This is a genomic window from Rapidithrix thailandica, from assembly GCF_039710355.1.
Classification (GTDB): Bacteria; Bacteroidota; Bacteroidia; order Cytophagales; family Flammeovirgaceae; genus Rapidithrix; species Rapidithrix thailandica.
The window spans coordinates 92587-110615 of sequence record NZ_JBDKWZ010000014.1 but is presented as its reverse complement, the minus strand read 5'-3'; the positions used below and the strand labels follow the sequence as shown (position 1 = coordinate 110615).

Below are 18029 nucleotides of genomic sequence, written 5' to 3'. Positions count from 1 at the left end.
CCACCCCGTATCCGGAGAAAAGATAAAGAAACGGATACTCTAATGTAAATAATGTTTAGCTTTAAGCCATTTTTACAACAGGACATTCTTCCTTCTTTTCACAAACACAATGAACGCACTTTACCAGGTACTGCAAGAGGAAATTGCGCTTTCCGAAAAGGAATGGCACACACTACGGGAAATTGTAAAACCCAAAACCATCAAGGCAAAAACCATGTTACTCCGGGCAGGACAGATTGCCCGGGAGTTTTATTTTATCGAAGAGGGCTTGTTAAGGGTATATCATTTGGAAAACGGCAAAGAAGTAAACACGTATTTTTCTTGTGACCATCAGTTTATTTCTACCTTTAGAAGTATGATTACCCAGTCGGCTTCCTTGGAATACCTGGAGGCCATCGAAGAAAGTCGCATTTTGTGTATTCCCTACCAAAGTCTTTTACAACTGTACGATGAAAACCCCAAACTGGAACGGCTGGGAAGAACCTTTGCAGAAAAAAATTATTTATGCGTGATTAACCGGAGCAGTAACCTGCAAACCAAAACAGCCAAAGAACGGTATCTGGACTTCATTGAAACGCATTCTCCTAAAATTATCCGGAGGGTGCCTCAATATCAAATTGCCAGTTACTTGGGTATCGAACCGGAATCTTTGAGCAGGATCCGCAAGCAATTGGCCATTTCTTAACAAATATCAATGAACCGGAAAAAGCAGGCATATTTCTTTGCACATAGTTCAATCAAAAAACAAAACAATGTCAAAGAAACGCATTCTCACCGGCAGTATAACAGCCGTTTTATTGGTAGTCATTGCCAACCTGATGATCAAAGGTTATTCGATAAACCCTCAAGCCTGGACGCCCCCTGTAAAACCGGAACTCAAAGGGCCTTTGGCTGAAAACGAATTGCTAGATCATACACAAAGAATAGACCTGGATGGCTGGTGGGGGCCGGAAGATATCGAAACTGACTCATTGGGCAACCTTTACTGTGGAGTCCATATAGGAAAAACGGATTTCAGTGATGGCCGGGTATTGAAGATCGACCCTTCCGGAAAAGTCAGTACCTATTGTAATACGGGCTCTTGGGTGGCCGGTATGGAATTCGACCAAGGAGGTAACCTCATCGCCTGCGATCAAAAAAGAGGTTTGATCAGTATCGATCCGAAGGGACAAATCACCGTACTGGCAGATCATGACGAAAAAGGAAAGCCTCTCTTGCTTCCAAATGATGTGGATATTGCACCGGACGGGATGATCTATTTTTCCAATACTTCTTCCAACTATTCCTTCAGCCTGCCCAACATCCGAAAGATCATTTTTGAAATGAGACCGGACGGGGGGTTGTACCGTTACAATCCCACTACCCGGAAAGTGACTACCTTGATTGACAGTACTTTTTTTGGCAATGGGGTAGCCGTTTCCGAAGACAATGACTTTGTCCTGATGGCTGACTTATTAAAATATCGAATCACTCGCTATTGGCTAAAAGGGCCTAAAAAAGGACAAGCAGAACTATTTCTGGACAATTTGCCCGGCTTTCCCAATGGAATCACCCGGGACATAGACGGTAGTTTCTGGATCGGTTTTTCCACGCAAAGAATTGACCAATTGGATCAACTTCAACCCAATATTTTCTTAAAAAGGTTGGTGTATGCCTTGCCCCTTTGGCTACAGCCCCAACAAGAAGCTTACGGCTTGATTATGCATGTCAACCGATCGGGCGAAGTACTCAAAACCTACCATGATCCCAAAGGGAAAACCGTTCCGGAAGCAAGCTCTATCGAAGCACACCAGGGATACCTGTATATCGGAGGCGATCAAACCGGCCATATCGGAAAATACAAACTGGAACAATAAAACGGATATAACTGGGGGAACATGTTTTATTGTTAAAAGGTGATGACCGAGGGAAAAAGGATTCTCAATCCGAAGGATGTACTGTTGCTTGTTCCCCCTTCCCTTTTTCTCATTCTGTCAAACGGTTTAGATAAGTATTAACTAATAGAACGCAGAAATACAGCCCTCGGTATTATAACAATCAAGAGCATGTGAAATACCTTCGAACTCTTGCAGACTCACATTGTGAAGTGTAACTTAGTTGAAATTTAAAACATTACACAAAACCCCTAAAGTCAATGCACTCGAAGTTTTTTTCCCTATTGTTCTTAATATTAGTGAGTGGGATCTCTCAGGCACAACAAACTGAAGAAACCCTAGTAACCTATACCAATTACTTACTATATGTACCTTCCCAAAAACCTGCATCCGGCAAATATCCTCTATTATTATTTCTACATGGCAGTGGAGAAAGAGGAGAGGATTTGGAAAAAGTAAAAACCCATGGCCCTCCTTCTTTTTTAAACGATTCAACGGATTTTCCTTTTGTGGTGGTCTCTCCGCAATGCCCGGAAGGCCAACGCTGGAACATTCCACTTTTATTGCGGTTATTAGATCAGATCGAACAAAAACTACCCATCGATACCGACCGGGAATATGTAACAGGTTTGAGCATGGGAGGGTTTGGCACTTGGGAATTGGCCCAAGCGGCCCCCTCCAGGTTTGCAGCCATCGCCCCGATTTGTGGTGGAGGCGACAGTACCCGCCTTTGTGTTATGAAACATGTACCTACCTGGGTATTTCACGGAGGCAAAGACCAAGTAGTTCCTCCTGCTTACTCTGAGAAAATGGTCAAAGGCCTCCGGGCTTTGGGGGCTGAGGTCAAATACACACTGTACCCCGAATTATACCATGACTCTTGGTCCATTACCTACGCCAATCCCGAACTTTACAAATGGCTATTGCAGCATAAACGGGGACATAATTCGTATGCCTTGGGTAAGGATTTTTTGCAATTATATGAAGGGGTTTATCAATACTCTGCCTCAGAAAACCTATTGATCAACCTCGAAGGAAATAGCCTGTATATCACTCCTCCCGGTTCGTCTCAAAAGATTTTGATAGAGCCTTTTGCCATGCACCAATTCCGGACAGCAGATAAATCTTTTGCCGGACAAAACGAATTGTATTTTAAACTAGATAAAAAAGGTACCGTTGTAGGCTTGACTATCGGCCCATGCGATTTAACCTACTGTGAAAAAAACATACGCAGCGCAAAATAGTGGGTTATCGGAGCATTCCAATGAGAGAATATTCCTTTCCAAGTACAACTTGTTTGTGTTGACTATTGATCTGTTGGCCCCCTTAAGAAATTTACCCGTAAGGGTATTCTCCTTTTTTAAAATACAGGTATCCGGAAAAATGCAAGATCCGTAAGGTGCCACAGCGTTTGCATTTTTCCGCGATGGGGGCTAATGGGGTATTAAAATAACCGGACTCCCAACGGTGGAAGCCCATTTTGCACAGTAATTTTTTATGCATTTTCATAAGTATTGAGTCGTTGCCTTAAACTTTTAAGTTAGTTTGTCAAGCCTTCAAGGTTTTTCGGTTCCATCCGCTCAGAAGAGTAACCGTTCCGAGAAAACCTTGAAGGAATGAATAGCAGGCCGGTTGAATCCACTTTGAAATTTACCAATCCACGTTGTTTTCCAAAATTTCTCCGGCTTCGTCAAATGTCACTTTCCGGTCTTGTTCGGTTGCACTGTCTAATTCTACCTTATAAGTGATTTTTCCTTTTTCATCAATCTTATCCACATCATCAATCCGGAAATTGACAAATTCACTGGCAATTTTTGACTTAATACCTTCCGGCAAATCCTTTCCAAAAAGCTCTTCTTTGATCCTTAAAAATTGACCGGAATGATCCAACCAGGCTTCAAACTCTGTCAAGCCCATATCAAATTCTACTTCATATACCTCTCCTTTCCGTTCCCATTCTATTTTTTTCGCTTGTTCAAAGCGTTGTTGAAAAGCATTAAGTACCACAGAAGGGACTTCACTTTTGGAAATATCTTGTGCACAAGAGGTACCCATCAGAGCTACTAAGGTGAATAGTGGCAAAATAAATCGTTTCATCGTCTTTTCATTTTTTGTTTGTCGATGATGCAAATAAAGAAGGGGAATCTGGAAAGAATTGGGAATGGTAACCCCTGAGGTTTTTCTACGATGGAATTTACGGTTCGTAAATCAAGCGAGCCATAAAACTATAAGCCTCCGGATGCCGGGTAGGTAAGCCGGTAACAAATCCAATTTTCATTTTGGGAGAAACCGCTACACGCATCTGCGGATGAATGCTCAGAGAAAAGTCCTCCCCCCCTCAGTTCGTAATTGAACTCCGTACCTAAAAAACTTCCCGAGGTTGGAAGCATATAATGTACACTGGTATTGATTTGGAAAACTGTTTACTTTCTTGTTTATTTTTCTTTAACGGCAGGGTATAAACATTCAAAAGCCCTATAAACAGCTCTGTGCAAAATGGTTGCATGGTTTTCATCCAACAAGGACTCGTAAAAAAATGTAATGTTGGAATTGCCGGTATTTTTAATGGCATGAGCTAGTTTATCCGCAACTTCATGCATCACTTCATGTTCTTTTCCCAAAGAAAGAAAGACCTTCTTCTTTAATGATGTATTGGCTTTTAATACCGAAGCAGCAGTATCGACCAACGATTGTTGGTCCCACCATAAAGAAGGACTTACGATGATATAATCATCAAATAGTTGAGGTTTTTTCAAAAAGATTTCCGTAGCCAAAAGCCCGCCCAACGATTGACCGATCAGGGTACGGTGGCCATTGGTTTTATAGTGTTGGGTCACCAAATCTTGGACTTCTTTCTCAAGAAATCCAATAAACTTTTCCGATCCTCCTCCGGTAGGCAGGGCTTTCAAGTCTTCCGGATCGTCAGAAGGATGGGTAAAATCACGATAACGGTCTACATTGGCGATACCGACCACAATGGATTTTGGCATAAGTTCATACATATTCAGAAATTGCACCAATCCGGCAATATGGGGAAAATCTTCGTGGGCCGAACCGTCCAACACATATACGACCGGATAGGTAGTGACTGAGTCCGGATGGTATCCTTGGGGTAAATAAATATTCAAAATTCTCTTTTCAGACAGTTCCTCAGAATCAATTTCTTCGATGACGCCAAAGGGAAAAATCTTTTTATTTTCCGGGTAACTTTTCTGCGCCAAGGCTGAGTGCACAACGAAAAGCAAGACATACGAAGAAAACAGGAGTGTTTTGTACATTGTAGTTTGTTTGTTTAAGGTTTAAACATACAGCTTTATTCAAAGTTATGGAAAAGCAATCTGCTACCCAAAAAGTACTTAGTTTTTTATAATAGAAATATTCCTTCAAATACCATCCATTGCACCGGTTGATCTTCTTTTGTATAAAAGATGATATTGGGATCGCGATAGATAGAGAAAAGAGCATTGGCCGTTGCCGGAAGTATATAATCAGGCTTGCCGTAAAGGGCTTCTATTTTTGCCCAAGAAGCTCCCCGTTGGAGGCCATTGCGGGTAGAAAATGTATCAGACTGATCACCCTCCCTCCATCATATAAAATGTCTTTTGGTTCGTTTTAATTTTTAAGGCATATCCTTCCTGAAATTGAAAAAAAGAAACCCGTACCGGAGTAGTTGAAGTATTGAACAGGGGTAATGATACAAACCCTTGTTTTTATGCCGGACAAAGTACATGGATCGATACCGGACTCGGCCAAGGTGAATTCTAGGGCTTGTTTTTGAAACAAAGACTCTTTGGTTCATTGCCTGAGTTGCACTTTCCAAGTGTCCCACCAAGACGCTGTGATTTTTTATAGAGATCCGCATATAGTTTGCCGTATACGCTTTTCGGTTGCGTATATGGCCAAAATCTTTTGCGGCAAGCTGTAATTTTAGTTTGCCTTCTATTTGGTTAGCTAACTTGAGCGATCTTATTCGTGCAGTGTTTCATTCACCTCTTCATTTGTTATAATATACCCAAACACCGAATCACTTCATTGTAGCTTCGCCGTATTTTCATTTTGCGCTATATAATTCATTTACTTTTTTCAAATCAACGGATTCCCCAATTTCGTAAAAATAATCCAGTTGCCACTTTTGTGTTTTTTCCGCTTGGTTATTTTTCGCCATGTCCCAATTTGGATAAACCCGGAAAGCCCGTTTTCCTTCTTTTTTGTCTGTTGAAAGGATACCCTTTTTAAGTAGCACTGATTTGGGGAAAACAAACTGTCCGAACCGGTCTTTGCTCCGAACGTTTACAACATAAAAATCTATGGGATCATTATCATCCAGCGGTTCAATTGAGCCATTGTTATTCCGTTTCCAGAACGTTACAAATTGCCCGACTTTTTTAGGAGTTATTTTTGCGTTTCTACAAACGATATTCAACCCGTTTAATTTAAACCGGCACGCATCATATTCTTTGCTTTCGGTTTCTGTATTCACATCAGAAATTCTTAAACCGCATTTGTCGTAAACTTCCGTTTTGATTGCTTTCAGCTTATCGTCCATTCGTTCTAGTTTGCTATATTTTCAAAGTTCTTGACCAAAATTGACCGACAACTACTAGTGGGAAATGTATAAGTTCCCTCCTGTGCTGCAAGGGAAGTTTTTCAAGTTACATTCTACACGTTGATTCATATCCGTTACCGTAAATTAATCCACACCTGTATAAACTTCCCGGTTCATTTTTATAAATTTTTCTTTTTCTAATGAATCCATCTCCTTAAATATTGTAATCTTTCGCCCACTTATTAAGTTTATAGGTTGTACATAATTAACCCCCAAATCTCTTGTATGAACGATGGCGATCAATTGTGAATTTTTAAAAATCAACCGAATTCTATCCATGGGAGACGGGTCATCTATCCAGTTTTCATAAATCATATACTCCACATATTTATCATCAAACCGCCCAAGAAACTCACTCCTTTCAAAACCAAACGATTTTAAATACTTGTCAAATTCTGACTCTGTTAAATTCTTTTTCTCATTGATTAAAATTGACTTTAATGCAATCTCAGGGATTGACTCAAGCCTGATATTTGATTTATAAGTATGCCCTATAACTGTGGCGTTATACCATTTGTTATCTTTTGGACCTCCCGATGAAAGTATATCCAGTGACAAATCCACCAAGGTTTCTCCAAGCAATTCATTTTTAGGACTATACAGTTTCGAACCGGCAGGCATTACATCCTTTGCTTTGGATCTCTCATATTGTTCTTTAGTCAGTTGTACAGTTATTCCAATTGTATACCACCCTTCTTTTATCTCGGTACACTCCACAACTACATTATCGTAAAGAGAGATAATTTTCACCCCATTCGGTTCTTTTCTAACATTTGCAGGTCCGTCAATTTTTTCTGCAAAAATGTTTAAAGATAATAGTGTCAATAATAAAGTCATTAATTGTTTCATAGTGTTCATTTTTATGGTATACAACGGTCTAGTATCAACGTAGTGCGGGATTTCCACGCACTCGTTACTCATTTACCGATTAGATTATATGCATCTGCGCCCGCAGTACACTTATACAATTAGTTTCTTTGTCAAATTCCCAATGGTTTAACTACTTTCATTAAATCCCCTTTGGCAGAAGTTTTAATGTACTTTCCTCCATCGAATAATTTTAGAAACGATCAGGTTTTTCGCTATACACTATATCACCTTGTATGGTTCTGTATCCAAAAAATATATTACGTTATCTACCTTGTCAGGGATTTGATCAAGGATGTTTTTATTCATAAATCCTTGCTATAATTTGACAATTTGCCCATCAGCATTATTGTTCTCATTGGTAGTTCGAGTGCCATTGAATTTAAATGGTTCAATTTTTACGATTTGCATAATTTTGAATTTTATTTAATGCAAAATTAGATTGGCCTTATACCAATGATATAACCATTTTTACCGGCACTCTTCAATGTATTATTCCAACATGATTTTATTTGGGTTCACAACGCTCTTGTGTATCAATTAAATACTGAATACGATCAAAACATCATTTCGTTCTCTGCAAAAAACGGCTTTAGTATACCTAACAATTTGGGAGAATTTACTTGAGAAAGCCTGATTGACTGGCAACCATTAAAAATAGCAAACTGTTGTATTGTTTTTACTAACGGTTTCAACCATACTTCGATGTCCCCCTGTCTTTTTTCAATGTGCAAATGAATAATCTCAAATTGATTATTTTTACGATGCGCTTTGCAATCGATGCGTCCGATAAATTCATCTCCAAACAGAATAGGCAAACAAAAATAACCATACTGCCTTTTGGGTTTCGGAGTGTAACATTCGAGACGGAAATCAAAACCAAATAGCTGCTCTAAACGCTCCCGGTGAATAACAGAATTATCAAAAGGAGACAATAACCGTATACTGGGAGATGGCTTTTTGATGGAATTTTCAAGTAAGTCGCTAAGTGCAAAAATTGTTGGCATCCCATCAATCTTTACTTGCTGCACTGTTTGGGCTTCAAGCATTGTTTGCAGCACTTGTTCAGCGTTTTTTCGCAGCGCTTTCCCCGTTCTTAGGTGTGTTATTTGTTTAATTGTTGTAATACCATAAGCGCGCAAATATGTTTTGACTAAATATTCAGCAAATTCCAAAGAACCAGGCTCAGTAGTATTGACGGTACCGGGTAGTACTCTTTCTGTCAGGTCATAGATTTTTTCCATACCCTCACGACCACATACCATTAAATCTCCTTGCATAAAAAGTCTTTCAAGGGCAATTTTGGTTGGCTTCCAGTCCCACCAGCTTCCTGACTTTTTGTTATGAGACGCAAAATCCCTGGCTTTTTGCGGACCGTCTAAACGAATTTTATCGTGTACATAATCAAGGATTTTGGGGTCAATAGTATTGTAAAAGCGTGCTTCACCTCGTTTGAATTGACGCATTTGAGGTAAAGCGTAGCGAAAATCCTTCATGGGTAAATAAGAGGCCGCGTGAAACCAATATTCAAATACGTCACGCTCTTCTACCAACTGATCTAAGTATTCTGTTTGGTAGTCTGGCAGCCTTGACCACAAGGTATGATGATGCGCTCGCTCAACAACCGACAGTGTATCAATTTGAACATAGCCAAGATGCTCCAATACTGATAATGCCGCTTTCTTACCCTTTCCAAATGGGTATTTTTTCGTTAGCCCTTGGCATTGTAATGTTGCTCGTTGAAGTTGTTTTATCGTCAAGTCTCTTTATGTTTAAATATATGGGCAAACTAATTTACAACCCTTGGGATCTTTCTATTCGGCCCTTGAAATAAATAGTTCTACGTCCGTATTCACTCCCTCATGATACCTTTTGCTATGTATGACAACACACCCTTTTTAGATTTTTGTCTTGCCAAATTTCTGTACAAGTTTACTTTATTATATTCACTGAACAAAAGTACCAACTGTCAGGATTATTCTTGTATGTATTTGTTGCATCACAAAATTCACCCACAACGGGCCCGCTCATGAGCCGTAGTTCTTATGCGCTAGTTTTTCGGTTTACGACTTAAAAGTATGCAATGAATTAAAAGATTAACCACAATTGCACTTATCCAATGCAATGTGTAATCTACAGATTTTCCTGTAAGTCTTTTAGTTTTTCAATTGCATTGGTATTTTCAGGATTTAGTGCCAAACTTTTTTTATAATTTTCAATTGCCTCTCCGGTATCGCCATTCATCATATAGGCTTCACCAAGAGAATCGTAGGCATCATAAGACTCAGGAAAAACAAACACTTCGAGCTTAAAAATAGCAATTGCTTTTTTGTAAAGACCTCTTTTTATCATTTCATAACCCTTTGCATTCAAACCCATTTCCGATACTTTTTTATCCGTGTCGGCGATTACCTGTTGCGCTTTTTCCAGCCCTTCTTCCAAAGTCATTTTCACAAGTTTTTTTGTAAAAAAATAACTATCTAACATGGGTGTTGAACCGGCAATCGTTTTTTGTATAAAAAACCGAGCATCTAAAAACCCCTGGTCTAAATCTTTATTTGTTAAAAGGATTACCGTATAACCTTGTTTTTCAAAAACTCTCCATTCAGCACCTACCCCAAAATGACCACCGCTATGTCCGAAGATGCCTGAATCTTTTGCCCGTGGAAACTGCATCCCAAAGCCGTATGAGTCATTGGGCCTTTCCGTTTTCATTACATTGGTATACTTAGCATCCAACAGTTGGTTGTTTTTAAAGGAAGTAGCAAATTTATACAGATCCTCTAAGGTTGAGTAACCACCTCCGGCAGAGGTACCTTTCACCGCACTCATAAAAAATGTATTTTGGAGTTTGTTGGGATATACATTTGACAACATATACCCTTCCGCTGCATTTTCTATGGGGTGGTCAGTATCAAAATTACCCGTATGTTTCATGTTTGCTCTTGCAAAGACATTCTCCTTTATGTACTGCTCGTACGGCATTTTCGAAACCACTTCGATAATCCTTCCCAAAAGAATATAGTTTGTATTTCTATAATCAAAAAATTGATTTGGTTTTGACTCCATTGGCTCGTTTTCATACAAAGGAGCAAGGTCTTCCATAGTTCTAAATTGTTCTTTTGAAGTATTGATAAACTTTTCCGAAGCAAAATAGTTAGGCAAACCACTTCTGTGAGAAAGTAGCAACTTGATGCTTACAGAGTCTCTCACCGTCTTATTGGGGTAGCCCGGAAGAAACTTCCCAATGGGATCCTCCAGTGATATTTTACCGGATTGGATTAATTGGAATATGGCAACTGCTGTAAAAGATTTTCCAATAGAAGCGTATGAAAATTTTGTGGATGTATTATTTTTCACTTTGTGTCCGAGATGCGCAAAACCATACGCTTTTTCAAATAAAATGCTGTCGTTTTTTGCTATTAAAACCGCACCGCTAAAGCCCTCTAATGAGTCTAGATAATTAGCAATTTCCCTTACCTTGGGGTTTTCTTTGAATGTCTTGTTTTTTTGAGTGCATGAATAAGCAAATAGGACGAGAAGGAGTAAAAGTATTTTTTTCATATCTGTTTTGGTGAGTTTCATGTTATGAAGTGAATTAAACTTTTTCTTTTTCCTGAAAAATGTTTCAAAAACGCCTCCTCTGTGTTACTTTTTTCAACAATAGCTTTTCAAAAAGTGCCTTGATGAGCCGATTTTGATTTCATTTTCGGTCAAAAACTATAAGTTTAAATCACTTCTATGTTTTTAAAGAGTGAACCAGTCTTTCGGATTATTCTATTTTTTCAGATAAATCGATTATTCTTTTTTCAATTTCCTCTTTCGACAATTCGGTTATTATCTGTTGTTTTAAAATGTATTCTAATGCTACAATTTGAGCTTTTTCCAATGCCTTGTCGTGGGATATGTTATAACTAGGTTGTACGCCTGTATGCTCCCAATTTGTATTACTGATCAGATTGGTTTCATTACCAACCGGAATAAAAAACAGAAAATCATTATTTATTACCCACATTTCTACCGGGTTAGCCGCCCCTGCGGTTTTTTCTCCGATTATGGTTGCTATTCCTTTTTGTTGCAGGTTATAACTTAATGCTTCAGCCGCAGAGAATGTATTTTTACTCGTTAATACATAGATTGGTTTATCTAAATATTTTTCACCTGTAACCTTAGACCTGGTTTTGTTTGTAACCGTTTTATTGTTATGCCTGTAGTAGGTTTTGCTCAAGGCTAATTGATGCTCAAAGAAATAACTACAAAAAAGCAACATCATGGGTCCGTCACCACCGCGATTATTCCTTAAATCAAGGATTAAAGAATTCGTATTAGCCAAAAAATTCATGGCGGCAGCTAAAGTTGCTTTGGAGGAATTAGATTCGGCAAATCCGGAATAATTTATATAACCAATATTTCCGGAAAGTCTTTCCACTAAATCAAATCCAAAATTCCATCGTCTATTGATTTCGTTGAACTTTTTCTGTTGGTCTTTTTTAGTTTCGGTATTCCTTAAAAAGTTGGGTCTGTAAAGCAGAGTGAAGTGTTTATCCTTACTTTCTTTCCTTAGAATTGTTGTAATGGTATCGGCAAATTGACTCTTAGATAAATTTATGAAGGGATTGTTCTTTGATACATTTGACAATTTCGTTTTAATGAATTCCGCTTTTTCGGGAAATATATAGTAGTCTATTGTTTTATCAACCAATGTGTCGATTATCCTGTTGTAATCCGTTTTTTCTTGAGCCAACACAGTTGTAGTGATCAGCAGAAATAAAAAAGTAAGCCACTTCATTTATTTACTTATTTAACTGACAGTTTTGAGTTATTTTCTGCAATGTTTCAAAGAGCTGTTGTAATTCTTGATCTGATATATTGGCCAAGGCAGTCTCTCTATTTTTGCGAATCATAGGTTTGAGTTTTTTTAAAACCTCCCTTCCTTTTTCGGTTATGGTTAGTTTTGATTTTCGTTTATCTGCATTATCTATGGTTTTATGAAGGTAGTCCTTTGAAGTCATTAGGCTGATTATTCTTGTCATAGACGCATAATCTTTGAATACCAAATCTGCAATTTCAGACTGGGTTTTGTCACTTTGACTAATCATAATCAAGATTAATGCTTGGTCAACAGTGATGTCAGGGATAACACTGGAGATATTTTTTTGACATAATCTTCGATATGCTTTTATGGTTTCTTCAATAGAGTAAAGAACGGTCGATGTAGGAGTATTGAATTTCATATTTATTTGATATATCAAACAAAATTATGTAATTATTTGATATATCAAAATATATTCACCTCAACATCCGGTTTACGATAAATTCAAAAAGAACGTAAAAAGAAGCTATAGACGATAAAACCACATATAACGGTATAGCGTATGATACATTTTAGTGTGTTATACACTTTACGCTGCAACGTTATTATTTAATCTTCATCGTTTTAATTAGTAGTCCCAAAAGGCACGATTATCCAAGCCAAAAAGAATACATTAGAGAAAAAATAAACGAATACCTCTCCTATCGTAAAAATAGCACAGCATATGAACCTCAATATATTTAAAACGATCAGCTTCGTCATAGTACTGATAGTCTGCATCAAAACGGAAGTTCTGACCAATGCCTGGCATATACTTACCGCAAGTGATTTTAGTATCCCTGAAGAAAGTTCTGTTTTTACATTTAAAGTAACCCGGATGAACGAAGGGTCGGGGGAATGGTGGTTATACGGGGAGGACGAAAATTATTATTACACCATGGAAAGGACAAAGGCAGAAAACCCCTATGCCATTATCTCCAAATCAAAAGCCCGTACATGTGCCCATTTTAATAAACTGGACTACACTACCTGGTGTGAGTAAAACAAATTTCAAAAAACAGCACTTGCAAGGTGTAAAACCATACTCTTACACTGACAGGCGTATTTTACCGGAGAAAGCCAAACCGGCATTTTTCCGAGAAATCATTATGTTTAATGACTTCCACAAAAAACTTTACGTAACTTGCTTTCTCCCCCATCCGGTTTGTTACACCTCCGACCACTGGTTAGCTATCCACTATTCAACGGCAAAACTTTCAAAAAATATTTAAGTATTTATTGGTATAAATAATAGATTTTACTAGCTTCAATAAATATTAATTAACACCTATAAAATGGTAGATATACAGCCCCTCCTTCTGTATAAAGACCAGCTACTGCCATTTGAAAAAAATAACTGACAAATCAATTATTCATGTTAAAAACTCATCATTGTGAAACAGTTAGTGACCCTTTTTTTCATCTTGATCGCCACAGGCTATGTTTACGGCCAACAATCAAACCCATTTGTTAAACAAGTCGGAGAAGAAATTCAACGCGCTTATCAAAGTCCCCACCCCTACATTGGCAACCCTTCACAGATCTATCAGAAAGTCTGGTCGGAACGGGTGTATGAAAAAGATGCCAGTTATATCGCCTTGCATTTTACCCGGCTCGAACTATCGGAAAACGATTACCTCATAGTGAGAAATGCAGAAAACACCAGAGCCTGGAAATACTCACTGCAAGACAGCAAACGAAAAAGCTTCTGGAGTATTCATGTGTATGGAGAGGAAGCCATTATTGAAATTTTCAGTAAAAATTCGAAAGGCGGCTATGGCTACGATATCGATAAAATCGCCCGGGGATATTCGCATGGCGACATTACACAGGAAGCCATTTGCGGGGGTGACAATTCACGAAATGCCATTTGTTATATAAATACGGAACCCTTTGTCTATGACAGGTCCAAGGCGGTCGCCAGACTACTCATCAACGGTGTTTCGGCCTGTACCGGGTGGTTGGTTGGTGATGACGGACATTTAATGACCAACGAACATTGCATTGAGAATCAGAGTGATGCCAACAACGTAACCGTAGAATTTATGGCCCAAGGGAGTAATTGCAATACCAACTGTAATAGCTGGCTGGGCTGTCCGGGTACGATTGAGGCCACTTCCGCAACCTTAGTCCGGTCCAGTGTCAATTTGGATTATGCACTGTTGCAACTTCCCACGAATGTGTCAAGCACCTATGGCTTTCTTCAACTTCGAGCAGGTGGCGCGGTAGAAGACGAACGGATTTACATACCGCAACACCCGGCAGCCTGGGGTAAACGCATTGCCCTTAATTCGGATAATATAAATGACACAGGTGGATTTGCCCGGGTACATACCCTAACGGCCCCACGATGCGGAGGTTCCGGTTATGATGTCGGTTATTATGCCGATACACGGGGAGGCTCTTCCGGATCTCCGGTACTTGGCTACGGAGATCATTTGGTAATTGCCTTACACCATTGTGCCTATTGCCCGAACAGGGGAGTTCCGATTGAAAAAATTATTGAGGATTTGGGAAGCGACCTTCCCCACAACGCCTTGGGCAGCCCGGCAACCCTCTCAGGAAACACTTCCCTTTACCCATGTGGCGATGCTACTACTTACCGGTTAGAGCAATCCTCCCCGAAGCATTACAAGATTCAAAAAATCATTAACCCTTGTAACGAAACCTCCGGAGGTACTCCACCCGAAGTCTTAAATGAAAAGGATAAAATTCAAATACACGTCTATGATTTTACCGGTTTACCTATTTTCACAACTACCAGGAATTCCATTGATTTATCCAAGCAAAGGCCAGGGATTTTCATTATCAGGGCCATGATCAACGAAGAGATCATAACCTACAAGGTTCAAATATAGCGTCCATACCATGATGTCAATGGCATATCTCACCCGTACGGTGACACTGTGCTTTAAAAGAGAAGATCAAGTGTCTTCTCTTTTTTACTTTTTGCCCAACGACAATCATTAGGCAGACATGGGGGGTTGACTGGTCAAATTTTACGACTCCGGCTCAAAAACCATTAAGCTTACTTCATCCTGTGAATAAGGCTTGTGCTCAAAACCTTTTGGCACCTTGATGAACTCCCCTTCATTAATTTCTAAGGTTTTATGATTGTTAAATTCAAGAAACAGAGTCCCCTCGACAACAAAAAACATCTTGTCTCCATTGTCGTGTTTATGCATTTCGTACTCTCCTTTCATTTTTATTAACCTCACCGAATGGTTGTTAACTTTTCCGATATTTTTAAAAGCCCAAAGGTCTTTCATCGAATCTAACTGAGACTTGATATTTATTTTGTCAATTGTCATCTTAATTCTCTTTTTGATTTTTAGGATGAATGTTTTTATTTGTTGTATGCTTGCCAACGGTTTCAGGTATGCATAGTTGCTTGAGCAAAAGCATTTACTGATAAGCCATGTTAACAAACCGTAGTTTTTCTTTTAAGCCTCTTTTGAAATTTTCTCTTTAATCAAGCTTGCGGAAATTCGTAATGCTCTAATACGCCTTTCCATTAATGTCTCTTGAGAAGAATTTCTTTTCAATTTATCTTTCGCTTTTTCACACTTATTGATTAGCGATGTTATGGCCGTACAGGCTTCTTCCAATTCCTTTTCGCTAAAATGCTCTTGTTCACTGACTAATTTGTTTTTCATGGCTAATCGATCATGTTTTCAAGGCTTCACTTATTGAAAAGATCTTCTGCCAATTATTTTTTAATTCGAAGAAGCCATAAGTGATGCTTTCCTGATAAATAATTATTTCAAACCGGAAACACCTCCTTGTATTTATCCTCACAGATTTGGACTTTCCCTGTGAAATAGGGAATTCTGTAGTAATCCGGTTAGTGTTTCTTTATCGAAAGAAAAAATTCTACTTAAAACGCCTATTTTTCTTCTTCCAAGTCATTCACAACGGTAACGGCTATGAACAGATGTACTTAAAGAAACACTTTTCTTCTGTCTACCGAGAGCAAAAATAAAAAGTTTTATTGTTTAATTTAGGCCCCTAAAATTACTTATTTCCGAAAAACTTCCAATTTTTATCGCTTCCATAGTTGATTGGCTATGGTTCTTCACCGCCCCGTTAATTTTTCCATACAGGCACTTTGATAAAGGTATTGTTGTGCCATTTTATTTGTAACGGCTCTCCGGCATCTTTGATAGTTTCTTCCGCAACCGGTTTTCCCGAACCATAGTTAATCACCTCAAAAGGATGTTTGTTAACATTGAGTAAAATAACAAGCCGGCTCCCCTTCCCGATTTTTTTGCTGACAAATCTAGTATTGTCAAAGGGAATGCTTTCCTTTTTACCCGGATGTAATAACTGTCGCTTTGTATGGTCTTTGGCATAGCTTGCCCGGCCTACATACCGGGTAAGAAAGAAATAACTCCCATCGGGCAGAAGTTCATACAATGCCATTGAAACATCCATGTCCTTTTTATTAATGGTCACGGACAGGTTTCCGGTAAAAGAACCGTTTATTTCAAAATCCTTGGCAAAAGGCTTTGAGGTAAAGGTTAAACCATTACTGACATCCAACGAATCAAAAATAATTTCGGGAGTGAAATAATTATTTTGACGCTCCCGGTCTTTAAAATCTACCGTTTGCATTTCAAAGCCCTTCTTTTCAGGCTTTCGCAGAGAAAGTGTACTCTGGTCCAAATAAAAGGTCAATGTATCATTGTTGATTTTTTGCAAAGCCGGAGCATGTCGCCATACATTCGATCCCATTACCTGAAAGTTTACTTTGTCCTGGAGCAATTCCGGTTTGGGTGTGCCTTTTACAATATAGTCAATCCACTGATAGGCCAATTCCCCCATATTGACCTGAGCAACACTGTCAATCTCATACCCCATTAAGTTTTTTGCCGGTTTGCGTTGCCCTCCCCAATGGTCGTAAGGCCCGATTACCAGGTAGTGGTTTGCCTTTTTATTATATAGATGATGCCGTTTGAAATATTGAATTGCTCCGATTTGTGAGCCGTCATAGTAACCGGTGGTCGTCAAGACAGGAATGTCGATGTTTGCGTATTCCCCGGGGGTAGGCACCATTGCCTGCCAATATTCATCATAATCCGGATGTTGCAGCCACCGTTGAAAAATCTCGTTTTTATAGCCGGCCAGGCTATCCATACTTTTAAAAGCCACCCCAGTTTCATACCACTCAAAAGGCAGGCTGCGCCTTAGCGGTTCTTTTTTATAGATATTGTTGTGGGGCCAGTACAAACCTAAATTCATTTGCACATTATTTTCCATAGGCGTATCAAAGCCCGGCATTACCGCCACCTGCGGAACGATGGTTTTTAACGCAGGATGGATGTTTTTTACCGCTGCCCATTGTGCAAACCCCGTGTAACTCCCTCCATACATCGCCACACTTCCGTTGCACCAGTCCTGCTTGCTGGCCCAGTCAATGATATCGTAAATGTCCGTTCCCTCATGCTCATAAGGCGCATAATGTTGCAGGTCCGTTCTGATCCCACGGCTATACGCCACCATGCCCACATAATCCCTGTCGGCTGATTTTTTCCCAAATATCACATCATTTGCCCCCTGGTAATAGGTGGTATAAAATAAGATGACGGGTAAAGGGGCTGCCTGTACTTTTTTACGAACCACAATGGCAGAAATATCCGTTCCGCTTCGTGTGGGGATCAAAACACTGTCTTGAATGAGGTAATCATGATCGTTTTGAACAGATTGTTGGGCAAAGGCTGTGGACAGAAGACTCCATAAGACAAAGCCGCAAAAAAAATACTTCATTTTTTTCAAAATTGTTTTTAGGACGTCTGAGGCCCATGTTACTAAAAATCTGGCAAAACAGTAT

Annotated in this window: 18 protein-coding genes; 5 read left to right on the top strand and 13 right to left on the bottom strand. The window is 39.2% G+C overall.

The genetic code is table 11. From position 1 onward, the window contains the following. Positions 1-109: 109 nt before the first annotated feature. The 3 genes from AAG747_RS21470 (at position 110) to AAG747_RS21460 (ending at position 3118) form a co-directional block, all read left to right on the top strand. On the top strand, positions 110-685 hold the full coding sequence (locus tag AAG747_RS21470; protein ID WP_346823288.1) for a Crp/Fnr family transcriptional regulator: 576 nt from the start codon (positions 110-112) through the stop codon (positions 683-685). 67 nt (positions 686-752) lie between these two features. Beyond that, entirely contained in the window at positions 753-1856 is a 1104-nt protein-coding gene (locus AAG747_RS21465) for an SMP-30/gluconolactonase/LRE family protein (RefSeq protein ID WP_346823287.1), read from the top strand. Between the two features lie 278 nt (positions 1857-2134). Further along, positions 2135-3118: a carboxylesterase family protein gene (locus tag AAG747_RS21460; RefSeq protein WP_346823286.1), complete on the top strand. Its 984-nt coding sequence runs from the start codon at positions 2135-2137 to the stop codon at positions 3116-3118. Positions 3119-3209: 91 nt separating this feature from the next. Here AAG747_RS21460 and AAG747_RS21455 read toward each other — a convergent pair whose 3' ends face one another. The 10 genes from AAG747_RS21455 to AAG747_RS21415 form a co-directional block, all read right to left on the bottom strand. Next, complete coding sequence (locus AAG747_RS21455; RefSeq protein WP_346823285.1) at positions 3210-3377, bottom strand: DUF1660 family phage protein; 168 nt, start codon at positions 3375-3377, stop codon at positions 3210-3212. 147 nt (positions 3378-3524) lie between these two features. Then, positions 3525-3971: a PepSY-like domain-containing protein gene (locus tag AAG747_RS21450; RefSeq protein WP_346823284.1), complete on the bottom strand. Its 447-nt coding sequence runs from the start codon at positions 3969-3971 to the stop codon at positions 3525-3527. A 97-nt stretch (positions 3972-4068) separates the two neighbouring features. Beyond that, on the bottom strand, positions 4069-4194 hold the full coding sequence (locus AAG747_RS29285) for a hypothetical protein (RefSeq protein ID WP_488168897.1): 126 nt from the start codon (positions 4192-4194) through the stop codon (positions 4069-4071). Between the two features lie 115 nt (positions 4195-4309). Beyond that, positions 4310-5152 carry an alpha/beta hydrolase gene (locus AAG747_RS21445; protein ID WP_346823283.1) on the bottom strand — a complete coding sequence of 281 codons (843 nt, stop codon included), beginning with the start codon at positions 5150-5152 and terminating at the stop codon, positions 4310-4312. Positions 5153-5925: 773 nt separating this feature from the next. Then, positions 5926-6420, bottom strand: coding sequence for a MepB family protein (locus AAG747_RS21440; RefSeq protein WP_346823282.1), 495 nt, complete (start codon positions 6418-6420; stop codon positions 5926-5928). 144 nt (positions 6421-6564) lie between these two features. Continuing rightward, on the bottom strand, positions 6565-7329 hold the full coding sequence (locus AAG747_RS21435; protein WP_346823281.1) for a hypothetical protein: 765 nt from the start codon (positions 7327-7329) through the stop codon (positions 6565-6567). Positions 7330-7904: 575 nt separating this feature from the next. Then, the gene (locus AAG747_RS21430; protein ID WP_346823280.1) at positions 7905-9107 is read right to left on the bottom strand and encodes a winged helix-turn-helix domain-containing protein; all 1203 of its coding nucleotides are present in this window, start codon (positions 9105-9107) and stop codon (positions 7905-7907) included. A gap of 373 nt (positions 9108-9480) precedes the next feature. Then, complete coding sequence (locus tag AAG747_RS21425) at positions 9481-10911, bottom strand: serine hydrolase (RefSeq protein ID WP_346823279.1); 1431 nt, start codon at positions 10909-10911, stop codon at positions 9481-9483. A gap of 208 nt (positions 10912-11119) precedes the next feature. Further along, on the bottom strand, positions 11120-12136 hold the full coding sequence (locus AAG747_RS21420; protein ID WP_346823278.1) for a S41 family peptidase: 1017 nt from the start codon (positions 12134-12136) through the stop codon (positions 11120-11122). A 4-nt stretch (positions 12137-12140) separates the two neighbouring features. Next, a complete protein-coding gene (locus tag AAG747_RS21415) occupies positions 12141-12581 on the bottom strand; it encodes a MarR family winged helix-turn-helix transcriptional regulator (protein WP_346823277.1) in 441 nt (146 codons plus the stop codon). Between the two features lie 303 nt (positions 12582-12884). On the opposite strand from AAG747_RS21415, the gene AAG747_RS21410 reads away from it, so the two are divergent. Together AAG747_RS21410 and AAG747_RS21405 are read left to right on the top strand one after the other, a co-directional pair. Next, positions 12885-13202, top strand: a complete 318-nt coding sequence (locus tag AAG747_RS21410) for a hypothetical protein (protein ID WP_346823276.1) — start codon at positions 12885-12887, stop codon at positions 13200-13202. A 391-nt stretch (positions 13203-13593) separates the two neighbouring features. Further along, positions 13594-15057 (top strand): trypsin-like peptidase domain-containing protein, encoded by a 1464-nt coding sequence (locus AAG747_RS21405; protein ID WP_346823275.1) that lies wholly within the window; start codon positions 13594-13596, stop codon positions 15055-15057. A 141-nt stretch (positions 15058-15198) separates the two neighbouring features. On the opposite strand, the gene AAG747_RS21400 is transcribed toward AAG747_RS21405, so the two are convergent. The 3 genes from AAG747_RS21400 to AAG747_RS21390 all read right to left on the bottom strand — a co-directional run bounded on the left by AAG747_RS21400 (position 15199) and on the right by AAG747_RS21390 (position 17965). Then, positions 15199-15510, bottom strand: coding sequence for a cupin domain-containing protein (locus AAG747_RS21400; RefSeq protein WP_346823273.1), 312 nt, complete (start codon positions 15508-15510; stop codon positions 15199-15201). 132 nt (positions 15511-15642) lie between these two features. Next, positions 15643-15855: a hypothetical protein gene (locus AAG747_RS21395; RefSeq protein ID WP_346823272.1), complete on the bottom strand. Its 213-nt coding sequence runs from the start codon at positions 15853-15855 to the stop codon at positions 15643-15645. 430 nt (positions 15856-16285) lie between these two features. Next, positions 16286-17965, bottom strand: a complete 1680-nt coding sequence (locus AAG747_RS21390) for a CocE/NonD family hydrolase (protein ID WP_346823271.1) — start codon at positions 17963-17965, stop codon at positions 16286-16288. Positions 17966-18029 lie beyond the last annotated feature (64 nt).